This window comes from Nocardia cyriacigeorgica NBRC 100375 (assembly GCF_000308555.1).
In the GTDB taxonomy this organism is placed as follows: domain Bacteria; phylum Actinomycetota; class Actinomycetes; order Mycobacteriales; family Mycobacteriaceae; genus Nocardia; species Nocardia cyriacigeorgica.
Map to the genome: position 1 here is coordinate 25,782 of NZ_BAFY01000237.1, position 10,833 is coordinate 36,614.

The 10,833-nt window shown below is 68.1% G+C and carries 12 protein-coding genes; 4 read left to right on the forward strand and 8 right to left on the reverse strand.

From position 1 onward, the window contains the following. Positions 1 to 33 precede the first annotated feature (33 nt). Positions 34 to 576: a dihydrofolate reductase family protein gene (locus tag RJ05_RS24305; protein ID WP_036541011.1), complete on the reverse strand. Its 543-nt coding sequence runs from the start codon at positions 574 to 576 to the stop codon at positions 34 to 36. A 135-nt stretch (positions 577 to 711) separates the two neighbouring features. Between RJ05_RS24305 and RJ05_RS24310 the strand changes: the two genes are divergently transcribed. Both RJ05_RS24310 and RJ05_RS24315 read left to right on the forward strand, forming a co-directional pair. Beyond that, positions 712 to 936, forward strand: a complete 225-nt coding sequence (locus RJ05_RS24310; RefSeq protein ID WP_036541013.1) for a type II toxin-antitoxin system VapB family antitoxin — start codon at positions 712 to 714, stop codon at positions 934 to 936. After that, on the forward strand, positions 933 to 1,355 hold the full coding sequence (locus tag RJ05_RS24315; protein ID WP_036541015.1) for a PIN domain-containing protein: 423 nt from the start codon (positions 933 to 935) through the stop codon (positions 1,353 to 1,355). The genes RJ05_RS24310 and RJ05_RS24315 overlap by 4 nt, the downstream gene beginning before the upstream one ends. On the opposite strand, the gene RJ05_RS24320 is transcribed toward RJ05_RS24315, so the two are convergent. After that, entirely contained in the window at positions 1,356 to 1,823 is a 468-nt protein-coding gene (locus RJ05_RS24320; RefSeq protein WP_036541017.1) for a nuclear transport factor 2 family protein, read from the reverse strand. A gap of 157 nt (positions 1,824 to 1,980) precedes the next feature. On the opposite strand from RJ05_RS24320, the gene RJ05_RS24325 reads away from it, so the two are divergent. Then, positions 1,981 to 2,427, forward strand: coding sequence for a DUF3592 domain-containing protein (locus RJ05_RS24325; protein ID WP_036541049.1), 447 nt, complete (start codon positions 1,981 to 1,983; stop codon positions 2,425 to 2,427). Positions 2,428 to 2,464: 37 nt separating this feature from the next. Here the strand turns inward: RJ05_RS24325 and RJ05_RS24330 are convergent, their stop codons facing one another. The 6 genes from RJ05_RS24330 to clpB form a co-directional block, all read right to left on the reverse strand. Next, positions 2,465 to 3,157, reverse strand: coding sequence for a lysoplasmalogenase family protein (locus tag RJ05_RS24330; protein WP_036541019.1), 693 nt, complete (start codon positions 3,155 to 3,157; stop codon positions 2,465 to 2,467). Between the two features lie 4 nt (positions 3,158 to 3,161). Continuing rightward, on the reverse strand, positions 3,162 to 4,220 hold the full coding sequence (locus RJ05_RS24335; protein WP_036541021.1) for a beta-ketoacyl-ACP synthase 3: 1,059 nt from the start codon (positions 4,218 to 4,220) through the stop codon (positions 3,162 to 3,164). Between the two features lie 63 nt (positions 4,221 to 4,283). After that, positions 4,284 to 4,832, reverse strand: coding sequence for an orotate phosphoribosyltransferase (gene pyrE, locus RJ05_RS24340; protein WP_036541023.1), 549 nt, complete (start codon positions 4,830 to 4,832; stop codon positions 4,284 to 4,286). A gap of 116 nt (positions 4,833 to 4,948) precedes the next feature. Beyond that, a complete protein-coding gene (locus RJ05_RS32835) occupies positions 4,949 to 6,151 on the reverse strand; it encodes a TtfA family protein (protein ID WP_306306400.1) in 1,203 nt (400 codons plus the stop codon). 85 nt (positions 6,152 to 6,236) lie between these two features. Then, entirely contained in the window at positions 6,237 to 7,034 is a 798-nt protein-coding gene (locus tag RJ05_RS24350; RefSeq protein WP_036541028.1) for a DUF5666 domain-containing protein, read from the reverse strand. A 69-nt stretch (positions 7,035 to 7,103) separates the two neighbouring features. Continuing rightward, the gene (clpB, locus tag RJ05_RS24355) at positions 7,104 to 9,659 is read right to left on the reverse strand and encodes an ATP-dependent chaperone ClpB (protein ID WP_036541030.1); all 2,556 of its coding nucleotides are present in this window, start codon (positions 9,657 to 9,659) and stop codon (positions 7,104 to 7,106) included. Positions 9,660 to 9,999: 340 nt separating this feature from the next. On the opposite strand from clpB, the gene RJ05_RS24360 reads away from it, so the two are divergent. Next, positions 10,000 to 10,833: FAD-binding oxidoreductase (locus tag RJ05_RS24360; protein ID WP_036541032.1), on the forward strand; the 834-nt coding region annotated here is incomplete at its 3' end.

The window sequence follows — 10,833 nt, forward strand, 5'->3', positions numbered from 1 at the left end:
GTGCCGGCAGGACACCGCCCACAACCGGCGAACTCAGCTCAACCGGTAGGCGAGCTTGGCGAACTGCCCCATCTGCTCGACCTCGACCAACCGCATCCGATCCGACAGGATTCGGCGTGGCAGGAGCGGGGCGCCGGAACCGAGGGTGACCGGGGCGATGCCGACGATCACTTCGTCGAGCAGGCCGGCGTCGGCGAATCGGCCCGCCAGTTCGCCGCCGCCGACTACCCAGATATCGCGGCCGGCTGCGGCTTCGGTCATCTGGGCGTGGATCGGGCGTACGTCGCCGGCCACGAAGCGGAGGTTCGCTCCGGGGATCGGGGGCAGGTCGCGGTGGGTGAACACCCAGCACGGGCGGTCGCCGTAGTTGTCGGCCCAGTGCTCGGGTGGGTCGTTGGCCGCGATCCATTCGTAGGTTGTCGCGCCCATGCACATGGCACCGACGCCGAGCAGGAAATCGTCCACATCGCTGGTCGCGGTATCGGCGTCGGCTACGGCCATCAGCCAGTCCAAGGAGTTGTTCTGGTCGGCGATGTAGCCGTCGAGGCTGGTGGCGGTGTAGTAGCGGGTCGTCATGGTGGTCGATCCTGGCACCCAAACCTGACAGACTCCGTCAGGTTAAGCGAGGCACCGACTCTAGAGCGATCCAGTGAGACACTGAATGTACAATTTTAACAGCGGAGACCCGGATTTATGTACAGGAGGCGCGTCATGTCGCTGACTCACATTGAGATCGACGATGAGGCCCTGGAGCAGGCGAAGCGCTTGGGCGGACACCGGACCAAAACAGCGGCGGTGGCTGCCGCGCTGGCCGAATACAACGAACGGCTCTCGCGCGCCGAGGCCTACGATCATTACTTCGAGCTCGCCCGCGACTGGGACATCGAGGGCGCCGAAGCCGCACATCGCGCTGAAAAGGAGCCCCCCACTCGATGATCGGCTACCTGCTCGATTCGTCGGCGCTGTGGCGAATACTTCGCGACAAGTCCCTCCATGATCGCTGGCGCACGCCGACGACATCGGGCGAGATCCGCTCGTGCTACCCGCAGCGGGCCGAATTCATGCGCTCGGCGCGCAATCTGAAGGAGTACTCCGCGTTCTGCGGGATGTACGACAGCCTCTACCGCGATGTGGCGGTGCCGAAATCCGCGGGTACGTGGATATCGGGTTTGCAGTACCGGGCCGCCGAGATGGGGAGCCACAGCTGCCTGTCCGCTGTCGACCTGCAAGTCTGTGCGACCGCCGCGTACCACGGTCTCGTGGTCGTCCACGACGACGGCGATTTTGTGACCGCGGCTCGCCTCGCCACCGAACTCCGTCAGCTGAACGTCCACGACGGCCCGCCTGAACTCTGATCACTTTCTCGAGGCCGGCGATCTCCCGCCGGATTCGGCAGGCTGCGGCCGCGTCACGTCGGAGATCGCCTTGGTATCCCAATAGAACGGCCGGATCTCGGCGATGCGGGCGTTCTCCACGCGCAGGGTTTGCAGGATCGGGAAGTCGAGTTCACGGCCGGTGGCGCGGGCTCGGGCGTGGATGCGGGTGTGGACCACGGCGGTGCTGCCGGTGGCGAGGAACTGCTGGTCGAGGAAGTCGAAGACTTCCCAGACGGCGCTCATGGCGGTGAAGAAGCGTTCGAGGCCGGAGTGGCCGCGCCAGATGCCGCCATATGGGAGGGCGTCGGCTTGGTGGAGGACGACGTCATCTGCGAAGTACGGAGCGAGGATGTCGAACGACGCGTTGCCCGGGCCGCCTGCGGCGAGGTACCGGGCTTCGGCGGCGTACATGCCGGTGAGGACGTCGAGCGTGGACTGATCGGACATGGGTTCAGCATTTCGCCGGGGCCGAAGCGGTGCTGGCGGTAAACGGCCGTCGCGTCCACCGGCAGCGAGTAGCGGCAGCCCGGCACGCCACCGCCCGGCCGGTGAGCGTCGCACGCCTGGTCACCGGGCATATCCTGGAACCACAGGGGTGATGGCGATGGACCACGTGCGCGTGCTGCGGGTGGTGCTCGGGGTGACGGCCGGGTACCTGATTCTGCTTGCGCTGTGGTTGGGGTGGGTGGTGCAGCACACGCCGGACGGGACGGTGCCGTTTCAGATCATGGCGCTGGTGGGGATCTTCGGCTCGTGTATCGGGATCGGATTGATGTGGGTGGAGCGGCCCTCGAAGGCGGATCGGCGATTGGCGCGGCATGGGATCGAGGGGTGGGCGCGGGTGGAGCATGTGCGGCCGCTGGCGTGGACAGATCATCACAGTGAGCTGACCGAGCTGGATCTGGAGTTCACCGTGCCGGGGGCCGAAAGCTACCGGGGGACGGTGGTTTACGACGTGACGCCGGCCGACAAGGAGCGGTTGGAGGTCGGCGAGGTCATCTCGATCCGGGTGGACCCGGAGAACCGGGATCGGGTGATGTTCTGCCTGTGACTCCGGGCTGCCCTGTGCCACCGCTCCACTACCCGGTTCAGCTCCGATTCGCGTGCGCCTTCGGATCGGCGAGCAGGAACTGCGCGGCACCGTACGTCGCCAGGATGACCCCTTCGGTCACCCGCCGCGAACGCTCACTGCGGGCGAACAACCGGCGCAGCACGATCAAACCATCCGACACCGTGAACAGCAGCGCACCGAGCCCGAGCCGGCTGCGCGGATCGGCGTTCGGAATATTCAGCCCCGCAACATTTTCCGCGCCAGGAGCCAGCGCTGGATCGGACGCCAGTACCGCCGCCGTGCCGAGCGTCGCACCATAGGCGGTCAGTGGGGCCGCGATCGCAGGCGCCTTGGCGCGCAGCAACGCGCCCGCGCCGAGCCACGCCAGCACCCGCGGTACCGCAATCGCGGGCTGCGGCCGTGCACCCCGGCGCCACCACAGCGACGCGTACCCGGCCTGCATCACCGCGAACGACGACGCACCGGCGATCAGCCTGCGGTCGTCGTCCGGGTCGATGAGCAGCACATCGCCGACGGTGGCGGCGCCGAGCGAACTCAGCAGCACGGTCCGGTCGGTCGGGTCGAGTTCGGCGCAGCCGCGCGCGACGTCGGCCGCCAGCAGCGGCATCATCAGCGGCTTGGCGACCCACTGGAGCTTGTCACGGCCGGTGAGCGCGCCGAACACGGTGACGGCGGTGGCGGCCAGGTACCCGGCGCGGAACGGGCGCATGCCGTCAGAAGCTCGGCTCGGCGGGCTTCGGCGGCAGGGTGACGACCTGCCCGGCATAGCTGAGCCCGGCGCCGAAGCCGAGCAGCAGCGCCAGCTGACCGCCCTTGGCCTTGCCGGTGACCAGCATTTCCTCCATGGCCAGTGGAATCGAGGCGGCCGAGGTGTTGCCGGTGTTCTCGATGTCGTTGGCCATCGGGATGTCCTCGGCCAGGCCGAGGTTCTTCTTCATCAGCTCGTTGATGCGGGCATTGGCCTGGTGCGGCACGAACACCTCGATGTCTTCCTTGGCGACCCCCGAGGAGTTCAGCGCCTCCGACAGCGCACGCGGCAACGTCACCGCAGCCCAGCGGAAGACCTTGGGCCCCTCCATGCGCAGCGCCATCCGCTTCAGCGGCTCGCCGTCGTAGCCGTCCTGCTGAAGCGCGTCGGCCCTGTTCATGTACTCGAGGAAGTCGACGTCCTGGGCGATGGCCTCGGCGTTCTCGCCGTCGCTGCCCCACACCGTCGGGGAGATGCCGTTTTCCTCGCTCGGGCCGACGACGACGGCGCCCGCGCCGTCACCGAAGATCATCGCTGTGCCGCGATCGGTGGGGTCGAGGCCGACGGTCATCGTCTCGGCGCCGATGACCAGCACGTATTCGGCCGAACCGGCGCGGATCAGGTCGGCGGCGACGCCGAGGCCGTAGCCGAAACCGCCACAGCCGGAGGTCAGGTCGAAGGCGGGGATGCCGTTGATGCCGAGGTCGGCGGCGATGGTGGGGGCGCCGTGCGGGGTGAGCTTGAGCCAGCTGGAGGTGCACAGGATCAGCGCGCCGATCTTGGACCGGTCGATGCCGGTGTTGTTCAGCGCGCGATCGCCTGCGGCCGCGGCGATCGAACGCAGCGTCTCGTCGCCGCTGATCCAGCGCCGGTTGCGGATGCCGGTGCGCTCGTAGATCCACTGGTCGGTGGAGTCGAGGACCTCACACACCTCGTCGTTGCTGACGACGCGCTGCGGCCGGTAAGCACCGATACCGAGCATCGCGACATTGTCGCGGCCCTTCTTGACTGCAATGCTCACCACGGCGACTCACACGACCCTTCAACTACCGAATAAATCAGCACCAGGCTAGCGGAGGGCAACTACTCAGCCCAGCGCCAGATCCTTCAGTCCGAGAATCGAGCGGTACTCCAGGCCCTCGGCGGCGATGACCTGGTCGGCGCCGGTCTCCCGGTCCACAACGGTCGCCACGCCGACGACCGTCGCGCCGGCCTCGCGCAGCGCGCGCACGGCCGTGAGGGGCGAATTGCCGGTGGTCGTGGTGTCCTCCACCACCAGCACCCGCTTGCCGACGATGTCGGGGCCTTCGATCTGGCGCTGCATGCCGTGGGTCTTGGCGGCCTTGCGCACCACGAACGCGTCGATCGGACGTCCGGGCGCGTGCATCACGGCCAGTGCCACCGGGTCGGCGCCCATGGTGAGCCCGCCGACGGCGTCGAAATCCCAGTCGGCAACCAGCTCGCGAAGCAGTTTGCCGATCAGCGGCCCGGCCTGGTGGTGCAGCGTCGCGCGACGCAGGTCGACGTAGTAGTCGGCCTCTTTACCCGAGGACAGCGTCACCTTGCCGTGCACGACGGCGAGTTCGCGCACCAGCGCCGCCAAACTGTCCCGGTCGGTTGTTGCCTGATCGATCATCTGAGTCCTTCCGCGTGTGTTCAACGAGTCGCGTCACAGCGGTTTCGGCGAAGTCCGCCCGCCAGCACCTGCGCGTCAAGGGTACGGCGTGGGCTGCGGGCGGCGAGCAGAGCGGGTTACTTCGGCACCGGACCCTGATATGGGCGGAATCCGGGGTGGAACGGGCCGCCGGGTAGCTGCGGGGCGTCGTCGTCGGAGGCGGGGGCGCGGAAGTCGCCGGGGCGGCTGGTGCGGTCGACGGATTCGATGCGCTCGGCGAGCCGCTCCTCCCGTGCGGCCGGACGGGCGTCGGGGACGACGGCCAGGCTGGGGCGGCGCGAGGACGGCGGTTCGGGCGTGGGCCCGTCGGGACGGCTCGCGAGATCGCGCTCGCCGGTGGCGTCGGCCGGGCCCGGGCGGAGGTCGTCGGACCTGGACGCCGGCCGGGCGCCGATCACGCCGGGCGCATCGTCGCCGGGTTCGCGGGGCTCGGGTTCGTCGTAATCGGGTTCGTCGTAATCGGAGTCGTCGTAGTCGGAATCGTCGTAGTCGGAATCGTCGTAGCCGGTGTCGAACTCGTCGTAGTCGGCGTCGTCGGGTTCGGGTTCGGAGTCGCGGAACCGTGGCGGCGCGACGCGGGCCGGGCGCTCGTCGGGCTCATCGATCTCGGCCGCCCTGGCGCGGGCACGGCCGTGCGAACGCCCGCCTTCGGGGTCGAGTCCGCGCGGTTCGGCGACCGGCGGCAGCACATGCAGCAGACCGGACAGCCGCAACACCGCGTCGATGGCGGTTTCCCATTCCTTGGCGGTGGTGCCGACCGAGAGCATGCCGAGGGTCCAGTTGCCCTCGCTCCACAGCATCTGCACGGTTTCCGGCAGCGTCTCGATGAAGGCGACCATCCGCTGGTCGACGGCATGCCTGGCGATTTCCGGATTGGTCGCGAACACCACGCGGTCGCCGATGGCGCCGAGCAGCTCCAGATCGTGGTCCTTGGGCGGGGACGCCGTCTTCAGACGCATATCGACGTCGATATCGGAGCCGATCTGCCTGCGCACGGCCACCAGCGTCGCCGAATCCTCGAGGTCGAACAGCACGAACTTCTCGCCCTTGCGGATACCGGAGACCACGTCGACCGCGGACAGATAGCCCAGCTTGGCCAGCGCACCGCGCCGCCACGTCGAGGGCAGCGCCGGTTCCACCGACACATACGTATAGCCCTGGGCCTTGGCCCAGACCTGGCGCGCGTGACCGGTCCGCTGCCGCTGGAGCCGATCGAAATACAGCAGTACGACCGCACCCACGAGTGCGATCGCCGCCAACCCGAACCACATAGCCGTCATCGCCGTCTAGCCTATCGAGCCGACCGGGGGTTTGCCCGGCACCACCCGCGCGCGCCGCGGCGTTTGTGGCCGATCACGAAACTTCTCATCGCCCGCCGCCGGGAAGTGCTGTGCTGATGATGATCTTGGCGTGAATCGAGCCGTCGGGCGCCTTGTCGCCTTGGACGACGACGAGTTCGCCGGTCGGCAGATCCGCGGGCGATCCGCCCGACAGCGAGATCACCTGGGTGTTCGAGTCGGTGGTCACCGTGACGGTCGAGCCGCCGATCGAGCTGACGGTGAGCGTGCCCGCGTTGTTGGCGGTGATGGTGCCCATGGTGGCGCCGATGCCGTCGATGCCTTCGATTCCGGGCAGGCTGGGAATGACCAGCGGCGGTGTGCTCGGCCCCGGTGACGGGTTCGGGGTGCGTCCCGCGGTGGGCAGCGAGGACGTCGCGGTGTCACTGGCCGACGAGGTGGAATCGCTACCGCCGAACAGCAGTCCGGCGACCGCACCGGCCACCGCGATCAACAGCACTACGGCCAGCCCGAGGCCGATCCACAGTCCGGTGTTGCGCTTGGGCGGACGCGGCGGTTCGCCCGAGGGCGGCATCGCACCGAGATCGCCCATCGCCGCAGGGTCGGGGGTGGGCTGGGTCGGCGGCTGCCACTGCTGACCTTCGTATCCACCCCACTGGCTGTCGTAGGTGGGCAGTTCGCGGGTCGGGTTGGACGGCGGCTTCCACGGCTCGTACTGGTCGCCGCCCGGATACGCCGTCGGCCCGTAGGCCTCGGTGTATTCGGTGGTGTGCAGCGGCTCGGTGCCGGAACCACCCGGCGAACCCAGGTGTTCGGTCGGCGAATCGTCCGGCCGCTGCCCCCACGGATCGTTCGGGTTGGTCATGCACCCAGCGTACGAGGGACGGGCGCCGCGGGCATTGCACTCGAATGCCGCAACGCCCGTCCCGGTCGCTCACTTGCCGACGACCAGTCCGTCTCCGTCGGGGCTGACACCCACCTTGACGGTGTCGCCGTCGGTGATCTCGCCGGCGAGCAGCTCCTTGGCGAGGGTGTCGCCGATGGCCTGCTGGATCAGCCTGCGTAGCGGCCGCGCACCGTAGACCGGGTCGTAGCCGCGCACCGCCAGCCAGAACCGGGCCGAACCGCTGACGTCCAGCGTCAACCTGCGCTGCGACAAACGCTTTTGCAGCTGCTCGAGCTGGATATCGACGATGGACTCGAGCTGTTCCTCGTTGAGCGAATGGAACATCACGACGTCGTCGAGCCGGTTGAGGAACTCCGGTTTGAAGGCCGAGCGCACGGCATTCATCACGAAATCCTTGTCGCCACCCGCACCGAGGTTCGAGGTGAGGATGAGGATGGTGTTGCGGAAGTCGACCGTGCGGCCCTGGCCGTCGGTCAACCGGCCTTCGTCGAGAACGGCGAGCAGGATGTCGAACACATCCGGATGCGCCTTCTCGATCTCGTCGAACAACACCACGGTGTAGGGCCTGCGCCGCACCGCCTCGGTGAGCTGACCGCCCTGGTCGTAGCCGACGTATCCGGGCGGCGCGCCGACCAGCCTGGCGACCGAATGCTTTTCGCTGTACTCGCTCATGTCGATGCGGACCATGGCGCGTTCGTCGTCGAAGAGGAAGTCGGCCAGCGCCTTGGCCAGCTCGGTCTTACCGACGCCGGTGGGGCCGACGAACATGAACGAGCCGGTCGGCCGGTTCGGATCCGCGACACCGGCGCGGGCCCGGCGCACCGCGTCCGATACCGCCCGCACGGCCTCGTCCTGGCCGACCACGCGACGCCCGAGTTCGGTCTCCATGCGCAGCAGCTTCTGGGTCTCGCCCTCGAGCATGCGGCCCACCGGAATGCCGGTCCACGACGACACCACCTCGGCGATATCGTCCGGCCCGACCTCTTCCTTCAGCATCACCTCGCCGTCACTGGCCGAGGCGGAGGCCTTCTCGGCCTCGGCGAGCTGCTTCTCCAGCGCCGGGATCTTGCCGTAGCGCAGCTCGGCGGCCTTGCCGAGATCGCCGTCACGTTCGGCCCGTTCGGAGGCGCCGCGCAGCGATTCCAATTCCTCCTTGAGCACCCGGACCTGGTCGATGGCGTTCTTCTCGTTCTGCCAGCGGGTGGTGAGCTGGTTGAGCTTTTCCCTGCCGTCGGCCAGCTCGGAGCGCAACTTCTCCAGCCGCTGCTTGGACGCCTCGTCGGTTTCCTTGGCGAGGGCGACCTCTTCGATCTCGAGCCGCCGCACCGCGCGTTCGACCTCGTCGATCTCCACCGGACGCGAGTCGATCTCCATGCGCAGCCGCGAGGCCGATTCGTCGACCAGGTCGATCGCCTTGTCCGGCAGGAACCGGGAGGTGATGTAGCGGTCGGACAGGGTGGCCGCGGCGACCAGCGCGGAGTCGGTGATGCGCACACCGTGGTGCACCTCGTAGCGCTCCTTGATGCCGCGCAGGATGCCGACGGTGTCCTCCACCGAGGGCTCGCCGACCAGCACCTGCTGGAAACGACGCTCGAGGGCGGCGTCCTTCTCGATGTGCTGGCGGTACTCCTCCAGCGTGGTGGCGCCGACCAGGCGCAGCTCGCCGCGGGCCAGCATCGGCTTGATCATGTTGCCCGCGTCCATCGCGGACTCGCCGGTGGCGCCGGCGCCGACGATGGTGTGCAGCTCATCGATGAAGGTGATGATCTGCCCCGCGCTGTTCTTGATGTCTTCGAGCACGGCCTTGAGCCGCTCCTCGAACTCACCGCGGTACTTCGCACCGGCCACCATGGCGCCGAGGTCGAGCGAGATCACCGACTTGCCGCGCAGCGATTCGGGGACGTCGCCGGCGACGATGCGCTGGGCCAGCCCCTCGACGATGGCGGTCTTGCCGACGCCGGGCTCACCGATGAGCACCGGGTTGTTCTTGGTGCGCCGCGACAGCACCTGCACCACGCGACGGATCTCGGTGTCGCGGCCGATCACCGGGTCCAGCTTGCCGGAGCGGGCGGCCTCGGTGAGGTCGGTGGAGTACTTCTCCAGCGCCTGGTAGCTGCCCTCGGGGTCGGGGTTGGTGACCCGGGCGCTGCCGCGCACGGCGGTGAACGCCTCGCGCAGGGCGTCGGCGGTGGCGCCGTATTTGGTGAGCAGCATGGTGATGTCGGAATCACCCTCGGCCAGGCCGACCATGACGTGCTCGGTCGACACGTACTCATCGCCCATCTCGGTGGCCAGCCGCTGCGCCGCGGTGATCGCGGCCAGCGCTTCGCGGCCGAGCTGGGGGGTGGTGGTCGCACCGGTCGCGCTCGGCAACCGGTCGATGATCTCTTGCGCCTCGCGTCGCACGACCGCCGGATCCGTCCCGACGGCCTTCAGTAAGGGGGCGGCGATGCCGTCGGTCTGATCCAGCAACGCCACCAGCAAGTGCGCCGGACGAATCTCCGGGTTGCCAGCGGCCGAGGCCGCTTGCAAGGCAGCGGTCAGCGCCGCCTGAGTCTTGGTGGTGGGATTGAACGAGTCCACAAAGCACCTTCCTACTGGTCGATAATCTCGCCGATGCCGAGTGCGTACGGCGGCTGCCATCGCCGTCGGCACGGTGTCCTTCGGTTCAACGCTCGAAAGGTTGAGTCTGTTCCGCTCAACTTTGCCGATTCTAGCGACCTCGGCGGGCCGGACTCGACCCGAACGCTACGCCGCGACCGTGACCGGTGAATCGGTGTTGCGCATCCAACATGTGACAAATGCCGGTAACCTGCCCATACCCACATGACCACGGCGTTTTCAGGGATACTTGCCTCGACGGAGGACCGCCGGTTACGGGTAGGTCCCCGGGCAGCTCTTCGAGGGAAAGGAAGCCCACGCCGTGGATGCGCGTTCGGCTGCGCTGGTCCGCGCCAACTTCCGTTCGGTGGTCGATTCACCGCACGGACCCGAGCGGTTGATCAGTGCGTTTTATGGTCACCTGTTCGCCGAGAATCCGGCACTGCGGGACCTGTTCCCGCCCGCCATGGATATGCAGCCGAAACGCCTGGTCACCGCCATCCAGTACATGCTCGATCACCTCGAGGACTGGGACCGGGCGCAGAAGTTCCTCGAACAGCTGGCCCGCGACCACCGAAAATACGGGGTCGAAGCCTCCCATTACGACCTCGCCGGACGCGCCCTGTTCGCGGCCGCGCGCACCTACAACGGTGCCGCCTGGAGCGACGAGCTGGCCGACGGCTGGCGCGATGTCGCCCTGCTGATCTCGGCCGCCATGGCCATCGGCGCCAACTCCGATGATTCCCCGCCTTACTGGGAGGCCACCGTCGTCGGACACCGGCACGTGCTCGACGACCTGGCCATTGTGCGGCTGCAATCCGACAGCCCGATCCCCTATCAGGCCGGACAGTACGTGCCGGTCGCGGTGCCGCAGCGGCCGAAGATGTGGCGGTACCTGTCGCCGGCGATCCCGGCCAACCCCTACGGCGAGATCGAATTCCACGTCCGCAAGGTCCGCGGCGGCTGGGTGAGCCCGGCCATCGTCAACGAGACCACCGTCGGCGACCGCTGGCTGATCGGCGGCCCACTGGGCGGGCTGCACGTGGATCAGGAAAGTGGCCGGGATGTCTTGATGATCGGCTCGGGCACCGGGATCGCGCCGCTGCGCGCCCAGCTCATCGAGATGGGACAGCGCGGCATCAACCCGCGAGTGCAC